The organism is Pseudomonas sp., from assembly GCF_049653025.1.
Lineage (GTDB): Bacteria > Pseudomonadota > Gammaproteobacteria > Pseudomonadales > Pseudomonadaceae > Aquipseudomonas.
In genome coordinates, this window is the sequence record NZ_JBASFM010000006.1 from 257,072 (window position 1) to 275,729 (window position 18,658).

16 protein-coding genes and 1 pseudogene are annotated in these 18,658 nt (G+C 60.4%); 5 read left to right on the plus strand and 12 right to left on the minus strand.

From position 1 onward, the window contains the following. Positions 1–24: 24 nt before the first annotated feature. From WBK23_RS04270 to fadB, 6 genes are all read right to left on the minus strand, one after another. The gene (locus tag WBK23_RS04270; protein WP_090248059.1) at positions 25–258 is read right to left on the minus strand and encodes a hypothetical protein; all 234 of its coding nucleotides are present in this window, start codon (positions 256–258) and stop codon (positions 25–27) included. A 77-nt stretch (positions 259–335) separates the two neighbouring features. Then, a complete protein-coding gene (locus WBK23_RS04275; RefSeq protein ID WP_424482734.1) occupies positions 336–854 on the minus strand; it encodes a DUF6586 family protein in 519 nt (172 codons plus the stop codon). A gap of 71 nt (positions 855–925) precedes the next feature. Beyond that, positions 926–3,535, minus strand: a complete 2,610-nt coding sequence (topA, locus tag WBK23_RS04280; protein ID WP_424482735.1) for a type I DNA topoisomerase — start codon at positions 3,533–3,535, stop codon at positions 926–928. Positions 3,536–3,660: 125 nt separating this feature from the next. Beyond that, positions 3,661–3,897 carry a DUF1653 domain-containing protein gene (locus WBK23_RS04285; protein ID WP_424482736.1) on the minus strand — a complete coding sequence of 79 codons (237 nt, stop codon included), beginning with the start codon at positions 3,895–3,897 and terminating at the stop codon, positions 3,661–3,663. An 86-nt stretch (positions 3,898–3,983) separates the two neighbouring features. Further along, the gene (gene fadA / locus WBK23_RS04290; RefSeq protein ID WP_090248066.1) at positions 3,984–5,159 is read right to left on the minus strand and encodes an acetyl-CoA C-acyltransferase FadA; all 1,176 of its coding nucleotides are present in this window, start codon (positions 5,157–5,159) and stop codon (positions 3,984–3,986) included. A 30-nt stretch (positions 5,160–5,189) separates the two neighbouring features. Continuing rightward, entirely contained in the window at positions 5,190–7,337 is a 2,148-nt protein-coding gene (fadB, locus tag WBK23_RS04295; RefSeq protein ID WP_424482737.1) for a fatty acid oxidation complex subunit alpha FadB, read from the minus strand. A gap of 482 nt (positions 7,338–7,819) precedes the next feature. Here fadB and WBK23_RS04300 point away from each other — a divergent pair, with 482 nt between their 5' ends. Continuing rightward, on the plus strand, positions 7,820–8,638 hold the full coding sequence (locus WBK23_RS04300) for a hypothetical protein (RefSeq protein ID WP_424482738.1): 819 nt from the start codon (positions 7,820–7,822) through the stop codon (positions 8,636–8,638). Positions 8,639–8,863: 225 nt separating this feature from the next. Here WBK23_RS04300 and WBK23_RS04305 read toward each other — a convergent pair whose 3' ends face one another. Further along, positions 8,864–9,301, minus strand: coding sequence for a hypothetical protein (locus WBK23_RS04305; protein ID WP_424482739.1), 438 nt, complete (start codon positions 9,299–9,301; stop codon positions 8,864–8,866). Between the two features lie 85 nt (positions 9,302–9,386). Between WBK23_RS04305 and WBK23_RS04310 the strand changes: the two genes are divergently transcribed. Next, positions 9,387–9,827: a universal stress protein gene (locus tag WBK23_RS04310; RefSeq protein WP_424482740.1), complete on the plus strand. Its 441-nt coding sequence runs from the start codon at positions 9,387–9,389 to the stop codon at positions 9,825–9,827. Positions 9,828–9,871: 44 nt separating this feature from the next. Here WBK23_RS04310 and WBK23_RS04315 read toward each other — a convergent pair whose 3' ends face one another. Beyond that, complete coding sequence (locus WBK23_RS04315) at positions 9,872–10,558, minus strand: DUF6901 family protein (RefSeq protein ID WP_424482741.1); 687 nt, start codon at positions 10,556–10,558, stop codon at positions 9,872–9,874. Positions 10,559–10,623: 65 nt separating this feature from the next. Then, positions 10,624–12,537, minus strand: coding sequence for an ATP-binding cassette domain-containing protein (locus tag WBK23_RS04320; protein WP_424482742.1), 1,914 nt, complete (start codon positions 12,535–12,537; stop codon positions 10,624–10,626). A gap of 382 nt (positions 12,538–12,919) precedes the next feature. On the opposite strand from WBK23_RS04320, the gene WBK23_RS04325 reads away from it, so the two are divergent. Continuing rightward, positions 12,920–14,845: a transglycosylase SLT domain-containing protein gene (locus WBK23_RS04325; RefSeq protein WP_424482743.1), complete on the plus strand. Its 1,926-nt coding sequence runs from the start codon at positions 12,920–12,922 to the stop codon at positions 14,843–14,845. A 38-nt stretch (positions 14,846–14,883) separates the two neighbouring features. Here the strand turns inward: WBK23_RS04325 and WBK23_RS04330 are convergent, their stop codons facing one another. Beyond that, complete coding sequence (locus WBK23_RS04330; protein WP_424482744.1) at positions 14,884–15,690, minus strand: MOSC domain-containing protein; 807 nt, start codon at positions 15,688–15,690, stop codon at positions 14,884–14,886. Here WBK23_RS04330 and WBK23_RS04335 point away from each other — a divergent pair. Further along, the gene (locus WBK23_RS04335; RefSeq protein ID WP_424482745.1) at positions 15,689–16,168 is read left to right on the plus strand and encodes a DUF1499 domain-containing protein; all 480 of its coding nucleotides are present in this window, start codon (positions 15,689–15,691) and stop codon (positions 16,166–16,168) included. The two genes, WBK23_RS04330 and WBK23_RS04335, sit on opposite strands and share 2 nt — an antisense overlap. A gap of 9 nt (positions 16,169–16,177) precedes the next feature. Here WBK23_RS04335 and WBK23_RS04340 read toward each other — a convergent pair whose 3' ends face one another. Continuing rightward, a complete protein-coding gene (locus tag WBK23_RS04340) occupies positions 16,178–17,113 on the minus strand; it encodes a chemotaxis protein CheV (protein WP_424482746.1) in 936 nt (311 codons plus the stop codon). Positions 17,114–17,279: 166 nt separating this feature from the next. Further along, positions 17,280–17,675: pseudogene (locus tag WBK23_RS04345) on the minus strand (lipid kinase YegS); the annotation flags it as partial. A gap of 274 nt (positions 17,676–17,949) precedes the next feature. Here WBK23_RS04345 and WBK23_RS04350 point away from each other — a divergent pair. Further along, the gene (locus WBK23_RS04350; RefSeq protein WP_424482747.1) at positions 17,950–18,648 is read left to right on the plus strand and encodes a pirin family protein; all 699 of its coding nucleotides are present in this window, start codon (positions 17,950–17,952) and stop codon (positions 18,646–18,648) included. Positions 18,649–18,658 lie beyond the last annotated feature (10 nt).

Consider the following 18,658-nt stretch of genomic DNA (forward strand, 5'->3'; position numbering starts at 1 on the left):
CAGCGCCCAGCTACACCTGCGGGATCAGTGCAGAACCCGCGGCCCTTCTTCCTGCTGGAAATTGTTCTCGGCCAAGCGGCCGGCCATCTGCACGCCAACATTGAGCATGGCCTTGGCCACCTCGACATGCTGACCCTGCAGGAAAGCCTTGGCGTCAGCAGAGAAATCCAACACCACCAACGACTCTTCATCCTCCGCACGACGCAGGGCAATGCGCCCATCAGGCAGCTCGACGATTTCCAGGAAGGATGTAGGCATAGGGTTGGCTCTCCACGAAAGGCGCGCATTGTAACAGCCGACCAGGACTCACCCTAGTCCGCCGATCCAATCAGCCATCACCATTCATTCAGGGTTTCGCGAAAACGCTGTGCGAGTACTTTCAGGTGCTGACGCCAGGCCTCCAGGATTTCCCGCGACAAAGGTACAACCTCTTCATCCAGGCTGACTGCGGTGATCAACGGCGTACTGGGGTCGACCTTGGCTTTCTTGCCGGCTTGCGGCGGCTGAAACAGTTCGCCGTAGGCCTTGAGCAACTGAGCCAGCCAGCTCTCCGGTGATTGCACCAGTTCAACCAACTCGCCCAACTCCTGACTCGGCGCGGCGCTTAGTACGGATTGGTTGAGAAAGCTTTCTGCGCGCGGCGCAGCGCTATCTGGCAAACGGTAGTAACCGGCTATTTCATGGCACAGCCCCAACAGGGCACCGTATAGATGAAACAGCGCAGCCTCGCGCTCAGCCTGGATCAACGCCAGGGCATTCATGCTCTGGCCCTGCTCGGCCTTGCGCCAGGACTCCAGCGCCAGACCTGCATAGAAGATTTTCTGATTGGTACGGGTATAGAGCTCATGGGCCATCGTGGCACCCTCCACTACAGATCGGATAAGCATACGCGCGCCTGCCGGCGGCAGGCGCGCACTTAGTCAGATCAGCTCTTGTCTTCGACTTTCCACTTGCCGCCGTCATAGAACGCGCGCCAGCCGGTCGGCTTGCCGTCGACCTCGGTCTGCACGTACTGCTCCTTGGTCTTGCGACTGTAGCGGATCACTGCGGCACGGCCTTGCGGGTCTTTCTTCGGCGCATCGCAGAGGAAGTGGTACTTGGGATCGATCTCATCACGATGTGGGATCAGCTCAAGCACCAATGGCGCGCGGGTTTCGCGGTTTTTCGGGAACTGGCTGGCAGCCAGGAACAGCCCGGAAGCACCATCGCGCAGGATGTAGGTGTCGTTAACCTTCTCGCATTTGAGTTCAGGCATCTTCACCGGATCCATCTTCGGCGGTGCGGCTTCACCGCTTTTCAGCAGCTTGCGGGTGTTCTTGCACTCGCTATTGGTGCATCCGAAGAACTTGCCGAAACGGCCAGTCTTCAGCTGCATCTGGTTGCCGCACTTGTCGCAATCCAGGCTCGGGCCTTCGTAGCCTTTGATCCGGTACTGGCCTTGTTCAACCTCGTAACCCGAGCAATCCGGGTTGTTGCCGCAGATATGCAGCTTGCGGGTTTCATCCAGCAGGTAGGCATCCATGGCGGTGGCGCAGATCGGGCAGCGATGCTTGCCCAGTAACACCAGGGACTCGGACTCACCCTCGTCATCGGCGGCAATCTCATCACCCGGCACCAGGTTGACGGTGGCCTTGCAGCGTTCTTTTGGCGGCAATGCATAGCCGGAACAACCGAGGAACACCCCGGTGGAGGCCGTACGAATGGTCATCGGCCGCGCACAATCGCGACAGGCAATATCGGTCAGGGTCGGCTGGTTGGCGCGCATGCCGCCATCACTGGCCTCGGCCACTTCGAGCTTCTTCTTGAAGTCGCCGTAGAACTCGTCCAGCACGTGCTTCCACTCGCGCTCGCCCTGAGCAACGTCGTCCAGGTGCTCTTCCATGCCGGCGGTAAAGCCATAGTCCATCAGGTTGGAGAAGCTCTCAGCCAGACGCTCGGTAACGATGTCGCCCATCTTCTCGGAGTAGAAGCGGCGGTTATGCAGGGCTACGTAGCCGCGATCCTGAATGGTGGAAATGATTGCCGCGTAGGTCGACGGGCGACCGATACCGCGTTTTTCCATTTCCTTGACCAGGCTGGCTTCGGAGTAACGCGCCGGCGGCTTGGTGAAATGCTGGCTCGGATCGAGCTTGATCAGCTTGAGCGCTTCGCCCTGGCTCATGTCCGGCAGTACATCGTCATCGCCGGGCTTGCTCAGCTGCGGCAATGCCCGGGTATAACCGTCGAATTTGAGAATACGGCCCTTGGCGCGCAGCTCGAACTGCGCAGCGTTCACCGTCACGGTGGTCGACAGGTATTCGGCCGGCGGCATCTGGCAGGCCACGAACTGACGCCAGATCAGCTCGTAGAGGCGTTCGGCGTCGCGTTCCATGCCCGACAGTTGGGTCGGCTTGAGGTTGACGTCGGACGGACGAATCGCTTCGTGCGCCTCTTGCGCGCCCTCTTTGCTGCTGTAGGCAATCGGATCGGCCGGCAGGTACTTCTTACCAAACTCGCCCTGAATAAAGTCACGCACCATGCTCACGGCGTCGGCCGAGAGGTTGGTCGAGTCGGTACGCATATAGGTGATGTAACCCGCCTCGTACAGACGCTGGGCCATCATCATGGTCTTCTTCACCCCGAAGCCCAGACGGTTACTGGCCGCCTGCTGCAGGGTGGAGGTAATAAAGGGGGCCGAGGGCTTGCTGCTGGTCGGTTTGTCTTCGCGCTTGGCGATGCTGTAGCTGGACGCCTTGAGCGTGTTCAGCGCGGCCATGGCCTGGGCTTCGTTCAACGGCTTGAACGCGGCACCGTTCTCACGGGCCACTTCGAAGCGCACGTTGGCACCCTTGGCGGTGCCGAGGTCGGCGTGCACTTCCCAGTACTCTTCGGGAACGAAGGCACGGATCTCTTTCTCGCGCTCGACCACCAGCTTCACTGCCACCGACTGCACACGGCCGGCGGACAGGCCGCGGGCGATCTTGGCCCACAGCAGCGGCGAGACCATATAGCCCACTACGCGGTCGAGGAAGCGCCGCGCCTGCTGGGCATTGACCCGATTGATGTCCAGCTCGCCAGGTTTGGAGAAGGCTTCCTGGATCGCTTTCTTGGTGATTTCGTTGAACACCACGCGTTTGTAGCGGCTGTCGTCACCCCCAATGGATTCGCGCAGGTGCCAGGCAATGGCTTCCCCCTCGCGGTCCAAGTCGGTTGCGAGGTAGATGGTGTCAGCATCCTTGGCCAAACGGCGCAGCTCTTCGACCACCTTCTCTTTGCCCGGAAGGATCTCGTACTTGGCCTTCCAGCCGTGCTCGGGATCAACCCCCATGCGCGCAAACAACTGGCGCTTGGCTTTTTCCTTGGGCGACAGCGCCGGGGCTTCACCTGCGGCGGCTTTACCACGCTTGGCCGGTTCTTTGGCCGTGCTTGCCGAACCACTGGTGGGTAGGTCACGGATATGGCCGATGCTCGACTTCACCACGTACTCGTTGCCCAAGTACTTGTTGATGGTCTTGGCCTTAGCCGGGGATTCCACGATGACCAGCGATTTGCCCATGGATTGGAAAATTCCTGAAATTCGGTAAATAAATGCGGGAGGCGCTGTACTGCCTGCTAGCGCGGCACCGCTATATATAGTGGTGGTCCGGCCGAGGTCAAGCGCAGCAATGGCCCGGTATCAGCTCAAGGGCGAGAGAACAGCGCGGTTTCAGCCTGAATCAAAGCAAAGCGTGGAACCGTCTCGCCGTCCACCTCGACGCTTTCGCAGAACATCTCCAGCGGTCGCACCCACAGGCCAAACTCGCCGTACAGCGCCTGATAGACCACCATCTGCTGCTCCGTTTCGGAATGCTGAGCGATGCCAAACACACGGTACTCAGGGCCTTTGTAGTGGCGGTAGAGGCCAGGCTGCAGTTGCATGGGTGAATTCCTTGAAGATTTTCTGCTGATAAACAAAAACCGGGGCACTGGGCCCCGGTTTTTCCATCTCTTACACCCAGTGAAGCTTAGAGGCGTTCGAAGACGGTGGTGATGCCTTGGCCGAGACCTACGCACATGGTCGACACACCGAAGGTGCCGCCATTCTGCTTCATCACGTTCAGCAGGGTACCGGAGATACGCGCACCGGAACAACCGAACGGGTGACCCAGGGCGATCGCGCCGCCGTGCAGGTTGACCTTCTCTTCCATCTTGTCGAGCACTTTCAGGTCCTTCAGCACAGGCAGAGCCTGGGCGGCGAAGGCTTCGTTGAGCTCGAAGAAGTCGATGTCATTGATGGTCAGGCCAGCACGCTTGAGAGCTTTCTGAGTCGACGGTACTGGACCGTAACCCATGATCGCCGGATCAACACCGGCCACGGCCATGGCGCGAACCACAGCCATTGGCTGAATGCCGAGGTCTTGGGCGCGTTGGGCGCTCATAACGATCATGCAGGAAGCGCCGTCGGTGATCTGCGAGGACGTACCTGCAGTCACGGTGCCGCCTTTCGGGTTGAACGCAGGCTTCAGCGCAGCCAGGCTTGCCAGGGTGGTTTCCGGACGAATGGTTTCGTCGTAGTCGAACACCTTGAGGAAGCCGTTCTCGTCGTAGCCTTGCATCGGGATGATTTCATCCTTGAACTTGCCTTCGACGGTGGCTTTGTGGGCCAGACGGTGCGAACGCTCACCGAACGCGTCCTGCTGCTCACGGCTGATGCCATGCATCTTGCCGAGCATTTCAGCAGTCAGACCCATCATGCCCGAGGCCTTGGCCGCGTACAGCGACAGGTGCGGGTTTGGATCGACGCCGTGCATCATGCCAACGTGGCCCATATGCTCCACACCGCCGATGACGAATACGTCACCGTTGCCGGTCTGGATCGCCTGCACAGCAGTGTGCAGGGCGCTCATGGACGAACCGCACAGGCGGCTCACAGTCTGGCCAGCAGCGGTGTGCGGGATCTGGGTCATCAGCGACGCCATGCGCGCGATGTTCCAGCCCTGCTCCAGGGTCTGGTTAACGCAGCCCCAGATCACGTCTTCCACTTCAGCTGGATCCAGCTTGGTGTTACGTGCCAGCACGCCGCTGATCAGGTTGGCCGACATGGTTTCGGCACGGGTGTTGCGATGCATGCCGCCCTTGGAACGACCCATCGGGGTACGACCGAAGTCGACGATGACTGCATCTCTAGGATTCAGGCTCATAAATTCACTCTCGCTCTAGTCTGACCGCGATTAACCGAAAAACTTCTGGCCCTTAGCGGCCATTTCGCGAAGCTTGGCAGTCGGGGTGTACAGCGCGCCCAGCTCGGCGTATTTGTCGGCCAGGGCAACGAACTCGGCTACACCGACGGTATCGATGTAACGCAGCGCACCACCGCGGAACGGAGGGAAGCCGATGCCGTAGATCAGGCCCATATCGGCCTCAGCTGCGGTATCAACAATGCCGTCTTCCAGACAACGCACGGTTTCCATGCACAGAGGAATCATCATGAAGTTGATGATGTCTTCATCAGTCACTTCACGCTGCTCGGTCACGATGGACTTGAGCAGGTCGTAGGCAACCGGATCAGAAACCTTCTTCGGCTTGCCGCGCTTGTCCATTTCGTAGGAGTAGAAGCCTTTGCCGTTCTTCTGGCCCAGGCGATCTGCTTCATACATCACGTCAACCGCGGTACGGCCTTCAACAGCCATGCGATCCGGGAAGCCTTCAGCCATCACGTCACGGCCGTGGTGGCCGGTGTCGATACCGACCACGTCGGACAGGTACGCCGGGCCCATCGGCCAGCCGAACTTCTCCATGACCTTGTCGATACGCACAAAGTCCACGCCGAATGCCAGCAGCTTGGAGAAGCCACCGAAGTACGGGAACAGCACGCGGTTAACCAGGAAGCCTGGGCAGTCGTTGACCACAACCGGGGTCTTGCCCATTTTCTTGGCGTAAGCAACGGTGGTCGCCACAGCTACGTCGCTGGACTTCTCGCCACGAATCACTTCAACCAGCGGCATCATGTGCACCGGGTTGAAGAAGTGCATGCCAACGAAGTTTTCCGGACGCTTGAGGGCCTTGGCCAGCAAGTTGATGGAAATGGTCGAGGTGTTGGAAGCCAGGATCGCGTCTTCGCGAACCACGCCTTCCACTTCAGCCAGAACGATCGCTTTGACTTTCGGATTCTCGACCACAGCTTCGACAACGATGTCGACAGCGCCAAAGTCGCCGTAGGACATGGTTGGGCGAATAGCGGTGAGGGCTTCAGCCATCTTAGCCGGGGTCATACGACCTTTGGCAACACGACCGCCAAGCAGCTTGGAAGCCTCGGCCAGACCCATCTGGATACCCTCTTCACGGATATCCTTCATCAAGATCGGGGTGCCCTTGGAAGCGGACTGGTAGGCGATACCGCCACCCATGATGCCAGCGCCGAGTACGGCAGCCAGTTTCACGTCTTTGGCGATTTCGTCGTGCTGCTTGGACTTCTTCTTCAGATCCTGATCATTCAGGAACAGGCCGATCAAGCTGGCAGCAACTGGGGTCTTGGCCAGTTTGACGAAGCCTGCAGCTTCAACTTCCAGCGCTTTGTCGCGACCGAAGTTGGCGGCTTTCTGGATGGTCTTGATCGCTTCAACCGGTGCCGGGTAGTTCGGACCGGCCTGACCTGCAACGAAACCTTTGGCGGTTTCAAAGCACATCATCTGCTCAATCGCGTTGAGCTTGAGCTTTTCCAGCTTCGGCTGACGCTTGGCCTTGTAGTCCAGCTCGCCAGAGATGGCGCGCTTGATCAGGTCCAGGGCAGCGGCTTGCAGCTTGTCAGCGGCAACCACGGCATCCACTGCACCCATTTTCAGGGCGTCAGCAGCTTTGTTTTCTTTACCGCCAGCAATCCACTCAACAGCGTTATCGGTACCGATAACACGTGGCAGACGCACGGTACCGCCGAAGCCCGGGTAGATACCCAGCTTGACTTCCGGCAGGCCAACCTTGGCGCTTTCGGCCATGACGCGGTAATCCGCGGCCAGGCACATCTCAAAACCACCGCCCAGGGCGATGCCATTGATTGCGACTACGGTCGGAACATTGAGGTCTTCAAAATCACTGAAGATCTTGTTGGCTTCGAGGTTGCCAGCCACCAGTTCTTCGTCCGGCAACTTGAAGTTGTCGACGAACTCGGTGATGTCGGCACCGACGATAAATACGTCTTTGCCACTGGTGACAATCACGCCCTTGATCGAACCATCGGCCTTGATAGCATCAACGGATTGACGCAGTTCATTGAGGGTAAGACGGTTGAATTTGTTGACGGATTCACCCTTGAGGTCGAATTTCAATTCGACGATGCCACTCTCAAGAGCCTTAACCGTGATGGCTTTACCTTCGTAAATCATCAACTGATCTCCACGGTATGGAAGCTGAACAGTACACATCGGAGCCAACCAGCAAGCTACTCCACGGCACAGCCGTCTAGAGTAGCCCCAATCAGCCTGGCACACCCGCCGACGCGATATTCGGGCTGTAGTGGCGTCACCTTGATAGGTAAACGCTCAATTCATACGCCCGTTTGATTTGGGTGCGCACACCTTCAAGGAAAAGCCCCAACTTGTCAATTGGCCTGTTGTGACTGCCAAGGCGTACAAAAAATTACGATATGACTGACATCCGCATGCCACAAACTCTGTCGCGAACACGCAAACATCAGCGGCGATAAGCCGGCATTAACGCGAATCATGACGCAGAAGTGTGATCCAGCGCATGCCTAGCAAAATGGTTTGGCTACAGGTACAGTCGTCTCAATACGGCCGCTTTAGACCGGCCGTAGCCACAACAAAAACAATTAGAGCCCGCATCAAGGGCGCACGGAGTTTCCCCCATGTCGAGCCGCATGCTTGCCATTGTCTTGAGCACCCTGCTCGCAATCGCCTTACCGTTGTTCAGTGCTGCCACTCACGCGGCTGACCCCGCCACCAATCTGCTGAAGCTGCACCAACTGCGCCTTGCCGCGCAAAAGACCCTCGGCGACTTCTATATGTTCAACGGCATGGAAGGCGATCAGCGCTATGCGCGCATGATCAACGAGTCGCTGAGCGAGGTGAACACCCAGCTCAACGCCCTCACCGACATGCCCGGCGAAGGCTCGAAGGCCCTGCGTTCGCAGCTCGACCAACAGTGGAAGGGTTACCAGATCGACCTCAACAACCTCACCAATGCACTGAAGACTCAAGGCTTTACCGACCTGCAGCCGGTGGCCGACCTGGCCGCGCGCAACCAGCAGTTGATGAGCCTGAGCCAAGAGCTGTACACCAAGATTCAGCAGGAAAGCAGCTACAGCGTGCCGCAACTGACCCAGCGCAGCCGTGAACAGAGCCTGCTGATGCAAGCGATCGCGGTGGACTACGCCTCGCGCAGCGCATCAGTGGGTGCAACCTTTATGGGCGGTGCCGATGCGCGGCCGATCGAGGAACTGGTGAGCGAGTTCGCCAGCAAGATGAGCGCGCTGGAAAAAGAGCCGAAGAACAGCCCGCAGCTCAAGCAATCCTGGGACGGGGTCAGCACCAAATGGCGCTATATTGAAAAGTCGCTGATCAACTACAACGAGAACAGCGTGCCATTCCTGGTCAACAAGTACTCCAACATCATCATCCAGGGCATTGAACAGATTTCCAGCCAGTACGCAGCGGCCAACCTCTAAGCCACTGCCCATAGGGCAACCCGATCCGCTTTACCGGCCTGCCTGGCCGCTCTCTGGCCCAGTGTTCGCACTGGGCTTTCTTTTGCCCATGCCGAGCAGCCCTCAGGCCGTCGCTACGCGACATCAAAAATTGCTTCAGGCATTTTTTATGGCCGGCCATCCATGGCGGCCACCCTTCGGGCCGTCGCTACGCGACGTTAAAACTTGCTCCCGGCAACTTTTTGCTCAGGCTTTGGCCTGCAGAAAATCGACAACCTTCTGCAGCGCCTCAGCCTCACCCCGCTCCCCCCAGCACACGGCCAGCATCTGCGCAGTCGCCTCGACCTTGAACACATCCGCCGGCAAGGCCTGCAACTGCCCCAGCAGCGCCTCATCCACGCAGGGCTCGCGCCATTTGTTCAGCCACAGGCCAGGCTCGGACTGCCAATAACACCAACTGTCCTGCTGCCCACGGCGGCGCGCCCGGTGATATTGCGGGCAGGAATGCGGCGGCTGGCGTACCAGCCAATGCGGCCACTCCTGAGGCGACAACTGCATGGCCACGCCCATACGCCGCGCCTGCAGACGCACATCCATCTGCCCGCGCTGTCGGCGCGACGGCACCAGCCAGGCCAAGGGACTGAGGATCACCGCCAGGAGCAAAACCACTAACCAGAGACTCATATCGTTATCTCGCCGGCAAAAGCCTGTCATCAGCGCTCAGGACAGCCATACTCAATTCATTGATCCCCCTTGAAAGGAGATACCCATGCCCTACCAGCACATTCTGGTCGCCGTCGACCTTACCGAAGAATGCGACCCGGTCATGAAACGCGCGCAGAAACTGGCGGCCTGCAGCGGGGCCAAATTGTCTGTGGTGCATATAGTCGAGCCCATGGCCATGGCGTTTGGCGGCGACGTGCCGATGGACCTGTCGATGCTGCAACAGCAGCAGTTTGACCAGGCCCGCGAGCGCCTCGACAACTTTTCCGGCAAGTACCCAGATCTGGCCGCCGACCAGCGCCACCTGGCCTACGGCCAGCCGCGCCAGGAAATTCATCGTCTGGCCGGCGAGCAGCAATGCGACCTGATCATCGTCGGCAGTCACGGTCGTCATGGCCTGGCCCTATTGCTGGGCTCGACCGCCAACGACGTGTTGCACGGTGCGCCCTGCGATGTTCTGGCGGTACGCCTGAAGAAAGCCGAATAGCGCTAGCGGCGGCGAATAACGCCCCGCGCTATTCGCCAGCCTGGCTAGTCCGCGCCATCCCCCGAGCTCATGACCAACGGGCGAATCTTCTGCAGCTGGGTTTCCAGCGAATAACTCATGCTCGATGACATCGAGAAGAAGGTCAGAAAGGCCTTGAGGTTGGAATCGCCTTCACAGGTGTCGTGAATGCGCTGCCAGAACGCCTGATTGACCAGTTGCAGTTGCTGGAACATGCGCACCAGCCCCTTCAACTCCCAATCGGCATGCCGCCCTTCGCGGAAATTGAAATACTGCCGCGTCAGGTACAGCGACACCGTGCGCAGGGTGAATTCCTGATTGCTGGCAAACGGCAGGTGGTTCTGCGCCATGGGCCTGAGTTTGCCCAGTACCGGGCAAGCACTGGTCGCCATGATCACCCCGAGCAGCGCCCGCAGCCCCTCCTCCAGGCTCACCAGCTTGGTGTACTCACGCTCGGGCGTACGCACCCAGACCGAGGCCTTCTTGAACGCCGGCAGGCCATGGAAATCCTCGATCACCCGATGCAGATCGACCGCTGCCGGGCAATGGCTGAAATTATCCTTGCTCAGCGGACAATTGCTGCATTGCTGGTGTTCCAGGCGCGTCCAGGCGGGCGCGCTGCGTGTAGCCTCAACTTCATAACCACGGTCCAGCTCGATCCTGTAGCTGAACTGATGGTTGTCGTCGAGAGTGATGCGGTACTCGATGGCCATGACTGTCTCCGCCAGACTTCTTTCGGTTCCGTTTGCGAGTATTCAGTAAAACGTCGTCGCCAGGCTTAGCCTTCCAGCTCGGCCCAACGCTCGACCAGTTGCTCCAGCTCATGCTGCACAGCCTGCAACTGCGCCAGCACTTCGGCAGTCTTCTCTGCCGGCTGCTGATAGAAGCTCGCAGCCCCAATCTGCGCCTGCAGAGCCGCAACCCGCCCTTCCAGAACATCGATCTGCCCAGGAATGGCTTCCAGCTCGCGCTGCAGCTTGTAACTTAGTTTTTTCTTGCTTGCGGCAGCCACCACGGGCTCTGGCGCAACCGGCGCGGCGACTACCGCTGAGGCTAGTTCAGGCTTGCCGGCTTTGCTTTCGCCAACCCCGAGCAGGCGCGGCGAGCCGCCCTGACGCAGCCAATCCTGATAACCACCGACGTACTCACGGACCAGGCCCTCGCCCTCGAAGACCAGGGTGCTGGTAACCACGTTGTCGAGGAAGGCCCGGTCGTGGCTGACCATCAGCACGGTGCCAGGGAAGGTCAGCAACACTTCCTCAAGCAGTTCCAGGGTTTCCACGTCGAGGTCGTTGGTCGGTTCGTCCAGCACCAGCAGGTTGGCCGGTTTGCTGAACAGCTTGGCCAGCAGCAAACGCGCCCGCTCACCGCCGGACAAGGCCTTGACCGGGGTACGTGCACGCTGCGGGCTGAACAGGAAGTCGCCCAGGTAGCTCAGCACATGGCGGTTCTGCCCATCAATCTCGATAAAGTCGCGGCCTTCGGCGACGTTGTCGATCACGGTTTTTTCCAGATCGAGCTGGTGGCGCAACTGATCGAAGTAGGCCACGTCGATCCGCGTACCTTCGGCAACCACCCCGCTGGTGGGCTGCAAACCACCCAGCATCAACTTGAGCAAGGTGGTCTTGCCGGTACCGTTGGCCCCCAGCAGGCCAATACGGTCACCGCGCTGCAGCACCATGGAGAAGTCCTTGATCAGGAACGGACCCTCAGGGTGGGCGAAGCTGACGTTCTCCAGCACCATTACCTGCTTGCCGGACTTCTCGGCGGTTTCCAGCTGGATATTGGCCTTGCCGGTGCGTTCACGGCGCTCGCTGCGCTCCACGCGCAGGGCTTTCAGCGCGCGCACGCGGCCTTCGTTGCGGGTACGACGCGCCTTGATGCCCTGACGAATCCACACTTCTTCCTGGGCCAGGCGCTTGTCGAACAGCGCGTTGGCAGTTTCCTCGGCAGCCAGAGAGGCTTCCTTGTGCACCAGGAAGCTGGCGTAGTCGCCGTTCCAGTCGATCAAGCCGCCGCGGTCCAGTTCGAGGATGCGCGTGGCCAGGTTCTGCAGGAAGGAACGGTCGTGGGTGATAAACAGCACCGCACCCTGGAAGTCGGCCAAGGCTTCTTCCAGCCAGGCAATCGCGCCGATATCCAGGTGGTTGGTGGGTTCGTCGAGTAGCAGCAGATCCGGTTCGGAGACCAGCGCCTGGGCCAGCAGCACGCGGCGACGCCAGCCGCCGGACAACTCGGCCAGGGTCTTGTCGGCAGGCAGCTGCAGGCGGCTCAGGGTGCTGTCGACCAACTGCTGCAAGCGCCAGCCGTCACGGGCTTCGAGGTCATGCTGGACGTGCATCAGCTTGTCCAGATCCGCGTCGGTGACGCAGTTCTGCGCCAAGTGGTGGTATTGCGCGAGTAATTCACCCACACCGTCCAGACCTTGGGCAACCACATCGAACACGGTACGCTCGTCGGCCAGCGGCAACTCCTGCGGCAACTCACCGATCTTCAACCCAGGCGCACGCCAGACTGCGCCGTCATCGGGCTTCTGATCGCCCTTGACCAGCTTCATCATGCTCGATTTGCCGGTGCCGTTGCGGCCGATGATGCACACCCGCTCGCCACGACCGATTTGCCACGACACCTTGTCCAACAGCGGCATAGCGCCGAAGGCCAGGGAAACATCGGTAAATTTGAGCAGGGTCATGGCACGCCTCGACGAAAACGACAGGTGAAACACAGTAAAACTACGGATGTGTACATTCGACGCGTTTGCGCCAATGCCACCCAGGCTACTGCTTCACCAGGAAAATCCATTGCAGCTGCGCGAAGCACCCGCAAAATAGGGCGCGCATTCTAACCGAGAAGTGCTGGCACATCGCTGGCAATTTCAGCCGCAGCGCCGCAATTTTCTGCACCTGCCGCCGCGCATAGAACTCGCGGACTGTCTGGCCCGGCCCTTGGCCAGGAAAGACCCGCCATCCGCTGAATTGCCCAGCGGCAGTTGGCAAGCCGCCACATTGAGCCTTCACCGCCCTAAGGCAAACGACTAAGCTAGGGAAATACGCACCTTTTAGCCTGGAAGTGTCATGCGCGGTTCTCTGTTCAGCCTGTTGTCCTGCCTGCTTATTTCGTCTCTCAGCTACTCTGCGGCCCACGCCGCCAGCCTGACGCAACAACGCCAATACTACGACCAAGCCAAAGCCGCGCTGGCCAAAGGCGACAAAGGGCCTTACCAGCGCTACGCCAGTGCGCTGCGTGATTACCCGCTGGAACCCTACCTGGCCTATGACGAACTGACCGCCCGGCTGAAATGGGCGAGTAACGACGAAATCGAGAAATTCCTCGCCGAGCATGGCGACCTGCCGCAGATCGGCTGGATGAAACTGCGCTGGTTGCGCTGGCTGGCCGAACGTGGCGAATGGCAGACTTTTATCAACCATTACGACCCGACCCTGAACTTCACCGAACTCGATTGCCTGTACGGCCAATACCAACTCAAGCACGGCATGCGCACCGAAGGCTACGCCACGGCGGAAAAACTCTGGCTGGTGGGTAAATCGCAGCCCAACTCCTGCGACCCGCTGTTCGAGCGCTGGGCCGCCGAAGGCCAGCTGCCGGAGCAGAAACGCTGGCAGCGCGCCAAACTGGCGGCCGAGGCACGCAACTACGGCTTGCTCACCCACCTGATCAAGACCCTGCCAACCCTGGGCAACCACGCCAAGATGCTGCTGCAAGTGGCGCAGAAGCCGGAACTGCTGAAACAGACCAGCCGCTTCACCCAAACCGATCAGGCCATGGCCGATGTGGTCGGCCTGGGCCTGCGGCGCCTGGCGCGTCAGGACCCGGAAACAGCCCTGCGTCTTCTGGATAGCTATGCCACGCGGATGAAGTTCTCCAGCGAGGAGAAGGTCGCCATTGCCCGTGAAATCGGCCTGACCCTGGCCAAGCGCTTCGATGCCCGCGCCCTGCAGGTCATGGCCAAGTATGACCCCGAGCTGCGTGACAACACCGTCAGTGAATGGCGCGCCCGCCTGCTGCTGCGCCTGGGCCGCTGGGAAGAAGCCAACCAGCTGACCCGGAAAATGCCTGAAGAGTTGGGCAAGACCAACCGCTGGCGCTACTGGCAGGCGCGCAGCCTGCAACTGGCGCAACCCAACAGCACAGAACCGAAAGCCCTGTATCAGGCCCTGGCCAAGGAACGCGATTTCTACGGCTTTATGGCCGCCGACCAGGTGCAAGCGCCCTACCAGCTGAACAACAAGCCGCTGGCCCTGAGCCCGCAGACCATCCAGAAGGTACGTAACTCGGCGGCCATTCGCCGCGCCCTGGAGTTCCACGCCCGCGGCCAGATCGCCGACGGTCGCCGCGAGTGGTACAACGTCAGCCGCCTGTTCAGCCGCGATGAAATGGTTGCCCAGGCACGTCTGGCCTATGAAATGGGCTGGTACTTCCCGGCCATCCGCACCATCAGCCAGGCGCAGTACTGGGACGACCTCGATGTGCGCTTCCCCATGGCGCACCGCGACCAGCTGGTGCGTGAGGCGCGCAAGCGTGACATCCACTCCAGCTGGGTATTCGCCATCACCCGCCAGGAAAGCGCCTTTATGGCCGATGCCAAGTCCGGCGTCGGAGCCATGGGCCTGATGCAGCTGATGCCGGCCACCGCCAAGGAAACCGCCAAACGCTTCGGTATTCCGCTGTCTTCGCCACAGCTGGCGTATCGACCAGAAGTGAACATCCAGCTGGGTGCCGCTTACCTAAGCCAGATCTACGGCCAGTTCAACGGCAACCGCGTGCTCGCTTCCGCCGCCTACAACGCCGGCCCAGGCCGTGTGCGGCAATGGCTGCGCGGCGCGGATCACCTGTCGTATGACGTGTGGATCGAAAACATCCCGTTCGATGAGACCCGCCAGTACGTGCAGAACGTGCTGTCCTACTCGGTGATCTACGGCGAGAAGCTCAACGCGCCGCAGCCGCTGGTGGCCTGGCATGAGCGCTATTTCGATCAGTAAGCGCTAACCGCTGCACGGTGCCGACCGTGCAGCGTCCGTTAGGCCAGAACCTCCACCGGCATATCCAACGCCAACCGGCCTGAACCACAGGCGATCAGGTTCTGCCCGAAGTACACCTCGCCATCGCGCTCGCGATAGGTCTTCAAGGTGCTCAGCGGTTCACGATCCGCGCTGCGCTCGCCCGTCTGCGGATCGAGGGTGGTCATGATGCAGCGCGAACAACCCTTGACCACGCGAAACTCCAGCTCACCGATGCGGATACGCTTCCAGCTGTCCTCGGCATAGGCTTGACTGCCAGCGACCACCAGGTTCGGCCGGAAACGCAACATCGGCAATGGCCGACCGACGCGCGCCGACAGATCATCCAGCGACGCCTGGCCGATCAGCAGCAGCGGAAAGCCATCGGCGAAGGCGACTCTCTCACCAACCTCGGCATACCCGATGTCGACCTGCCGCGCGCGCTCAGCCGACACCTGCACCAGGCGGCAGGCCCGCCCGAGCAGCTGGCTTAACCACAATGCCGCAGCCTCGCCGGCGTCCGGCACCTGCAGGTTGTCGCGCCAGATGGTCACCGCACGCAGTTCGGCCTGCGCCTCCGGCACGCCAACCAACAGCTCGGGCATGCCCGGCGCACTCAACAACAGGTGTTCGGCACCACTCCAGCGCGCCTTCAGCTGGGTCATCTGTGGCAACAGGCGCTGGGTGATAAAGCGCCCGTTGGCTGCATCGACTACCATCCAGCGACGATCGCCCAGCACGCCCAGCGCATCCACTTCAGTTTCAGACAAGGCCTCACCGGCAGCAGACTTCAGTGGATAGCGGTACAACCCGGAGAGATGCAACATGAGCCCAGTTTCCCTTTGGCAAAACGCTCTTATACGAGTAACCCGCCGTGCTCACAAGCCCACCCTGGTCGTACCACTGGCCGTGTTACTGAGTGCCTGCAGCGGCAGCCCGCCCGATAACCTTGGCGTGCATGACGGCCGTCTCGCGCCCTGCCCGGACTCACCCAACTGCGTCAACAGCCAGGCCAGCGACGCTCGTCATGCGATTGCGCCCCTGCCACTCAACGGCGACGCACAACAGACCCAGGCGCGCCTCAAGGCGCTGCTCAGCGAAGAGCCACGGGTGAATCTGGTTGAGGAAGCGCCGGGATACCTGCGTGCCGAGTTCAGCAGCAAGCTGATGCGCTTTGTCGACGATGTGGAGTTTCTGATTGGCGCGACTGCCGTGGAGGTGCGCTCGGCGTCACGCCTGGGTCATTCGGACTTCGACGTCAACCGCGAACGCATCGAGCATCTGCGCCAACGTCTGGCCGAATAACCGCGGGGTTTACTCGGCCGGGTGCAGCAGCGCCAAACGCTCGTGCACCACGTCCACCAGCTTGTCCGGCTGGAACTTGGAGAGGAAGTTGTCGCAGCCGACCTTCTTCACCATTGCCTCGTTGAAACTGCCCGACAGCGAGGTGTGCAGCACCACGTAGAGGTCCTTGAGGCGCGGGTCGTTGCGAATCTCGGTGGTCAGGCGGTAGCCGTCCATCTCCGGCATTTCCGCGTCGGTGATCACCATCAGCAGTTTTTCATGCACATCGATGCCGTCATCGGCCCAGCCTTTCAGCAGGTTGATGGCGCGCAGGCCATCGCTGGCGGCATGGCAGCGGATATCCAGTTGCGCCATGGTGCCCTTGAGCTGACTCATGGCCACGTTGGAGTCGTCCACCAGCAGCACTTCGCGGCCGCGAGCGAACTCCAGCAGCGGGTCGGCAAGTTTTTCCGGGGAGACCTTGGTGCTCATAGGGGTGATTTCCGCCAGCACCTTTTCCACGTCGATCACTTCGACGATCTGGTCTTCGACCTTGGTGATCGCCGTCAGGTAATGCTGGCGGCCTGCCCCGCCTGGGGGCGGCAGGATGGATTCCCAGTTGAGGTTGAGGATGCGTTCGACGCCGCCCACCAGAAACGCCTGCACCGAGCGGTTGTACTCGGTGACGATGATGGTGCTGCGCTCATCCGGCACGATGGGGCGCATGCCAATGGCTTGCGACAGGTCGATCACCGGCAGCGTTTGCCCGCGCAGATTGACCACCCCGCAGACGAAGCGATGACGCTGCGGCATCAGGGTCAGCTTGGGCATTTGCAGGACTTCCTGCACCTTGAACACGTTGATCGCGAACAGCTGCCGCCCGGCCAGACGGAACATCAGGATTTCCAGGCGGTTCTCACCCACCAGTTGGGTGCGTTGGTTCACTGAGTCGAGAATGCCGGCCATCATGCGCTCCTGTTCATTTATTGATCTAGCCTAGCTCAAATAGCCATAGCCTGGTGTATCGGCCAGGCGTGCTGCATCTGAAGGCGCATGGCGGTAAGCCATCATGCGTGAAGCCTTGCGCCGAGGCCAGCCGCATTGGCAACACGAGGCGTTTTCCAGCGGCCGCTTAATCGCTCAACAGCGGCGAATTGGCCGGTAAGTGCACGCGCAAGGCGGCCGGCATGGCGGCAAAGCGCAAGCGGCTGCTCTCCAGCGGTTCGCCATCCAGGTTCAGGTCCAGACCTTCCGGTGCCTCGATCTCCAGCCAGGGCAGACGCGCCGTTAGGGTCACGCTCTGCAAGCCGTTGATACCACCCGACAGCAGCGTGCCGAGAGTGCCGACCACATCCGCCGGAGCCGGCACGATGCACACGTCCAGCAGGCCGTCATTGACCCGCGCCTGCGGGCACAGCAAATGCCCACCACCGGCCTGGCGACCATTGCCGATGCCCAGGGCAAGAAACTCGCCCTCCCAGGCAAAGCCCGGCCCGCTGAAACGACCAAAGGCCGAGTGCACCTCGGCGTTGAGGGCTTGTTTGCCATGCAGGATCAACAGGGCTTTACGTTCGTGCATTGCAGCGCCCTCGGCCGAGCAGCCATCTGAATAACCGGCATCATGACCCGATGCCGCGCACAGACGCACGCGCCGATCATTCAAGGCCATCAAACAAATCTAATAAATAGATTATTTAATCCAGTATTTAGCGTTTTTTAATCGACTTAAATTGACGGATCATCCCCCCAACGCCAACCGACAGCCACGGCTAAACCGCCCTGTCACTGCCGAGGATACCCAGATGATCGAAGTACGCCCCTTCGCCGAACTCGGCGGTGCCCATCATGGCTGGCTGAATGCCCGTCATCACTTCTCCTTCGCCGAATACTACGACCCACAGCGGATGAGCTGGGGCCCGCTGCGGGTCTGGAACGATGATGAAATCGCCCCGCACACCGGCTTTCCGACGCACCCGCACCGCGATATGGAAATCATTACCTACGTGCGTCAGGGTGCCATTACCCACAAGGACAACCTGGGCAACCAGGGCCGTACCGAGGCGGGCGATGTGCAGGTGATGAGCGCCGGCACCGGGATTGCCCACAGCGAATACAACCTGGAAGACACCACCACCAAGATATTCCAGATCTGGATTCAGCCCAACCAGTCGGGCCTGCCGCCATCCTGGGGGGCCAAGCCGTTCCCCAAAGGGGAGCGTGCCGGCACCTTTGTCACCCTGGCCAGCGGTTTTTCCGAAGATCAGGATGCCCTGCCGATCCGCACCAATGCACGGATGGCCGCTGCCACCCTGCAAGCCGGACAGAGCACCGAGTACCCGATTGGCGCTGCACGCAAAGCCTATCTGGTAGCCGCCAGCGGCAGCATCGAGGTCAACGGCATCAGCGCCCAGGCTCGCGATGGTGTGGCAGTCAGCGATGTCGAGGTGATCCGGGTAACGGCCCTCGAAGACAGCGAAATCATCCTGGTGGATGTGGCCTAAGCACAGCAGA

Excerpts from the sequence above, each read along its gene's own strand:
- fadA (WP_090248066.1), bottom strand. The coding sequence starts at position 5,159 with ATGAGCCTGAATCCTAGAGATGCAGTCATCGTCGACTTCGGTCGTACC.
- WBK23_RS04350 (WP_424482747.1), top strand. The coding sequence starts at position 17,950 with ATGATCGAAGTACGCCCCTTCGCCGAACTCGGCGGTGCCCATCATGGC.
- WBK23_RS04335 (WP_424482745.1), top strand. The coding sequence starts at position 15,689 with ATGAGCCCAGTTTCCCTTTGGCAAAACGCTCTTATACGAGTAACCCGC.
- topA (WP_424482735.1), bottom strand. The coding sequence starts at position 3,535 with ATGGGCAAATCGCTGGTCATCGTGGAATCCCCGGCTAAGGCCAAGACC.
- WBK23_RS04315 (WP_424482741.1), bottom strand. The coding sequence starts at position 10,558 with ATGGCCATCGAGTACCGCATCACTCTCGACGACAACCATCAGTTCAGC.
- WBK23_RS04310 (WP_424482740.1), top strand. The coding sequence starts at position 9,387 with ATGCCCTACCAGCACATTCTGGTCGCCGTCGACCTTACCGAAGAATGC.
- WBK23_RS04330 (WP_424482744.1), bottom strand. The coding sequence starts at position 15,690 with ATGTTGCATCTCTCCGGGTTGTACCGCTATCCACTGAAGTCTGCTGCC.
- WBK23_RS04300 (WP_424482738.1), top strand. The coding sequence starts at position 7,820 with ATGTCGAGCCGCATGCTTGCCATTGTCTTGAGCACCCTGCTCGCAATC.
- fadB (WP_424482737.1), bottom strand. The coding sequence starts at position 7,337 with ATGATTTACGAAGGTAAAGCCATCACGGTTAAGGCTCTTGAGAGTGGC.
- WBK23_RS04275 (WP_424482734.1), bottom strand. The coding sequence starts at position 854 with ATGGCCCATGAGCTCTATACCCGTACCAATCAGAAAATCTTCTATGCA.
- WBK23_RS04340 (WP_424482746.1), bottom strand. The coding sequence starts at position 17,113 with ATGGCCGGCATTCTCGACTCAGTGAACCAACGCACCCAACTGGTGGGT.
- WBK23_RS04320 (WP_424482742.1), bottom strand. The coding sequence starts at position 12,537 with ATGACCCTGCTCAAATTTACCGATGTTTCCCTGGCCTTCGGCGCTATG.
- WBK23_RS04285 (WP_424482736.1), bottom strand. The coding sequence starts at position 3,897 with ATGCAACTGCAGCCTGGCCTCTACCGCCACTACAAAGGCCCTGAGTAC.
- WBK23_RS04305 (WP_424482739.1), bottom strand. The coding sequence starts at position 9,301 with ATGAGTCTCTGGTTAGTGGTTTTGCTCCTGGCGGTGATCCTCAGTCCC.
- WBK23_RS04270 (WP_090248059.1), bottom strand. The coding sequence starts at position 258 with ATGCCTACATCCTTCCTGGAAATCGTCGAGCTGCCTGATGGGCGCATT.
- WBK23_RS04325 (WP_424482743.1), top strand. The coding sequence starts at position 12,920 with ATGCGCGGTTCTCTGTTCAGCCTGTTGTCCTGCCTGCTTATTTCGTCT.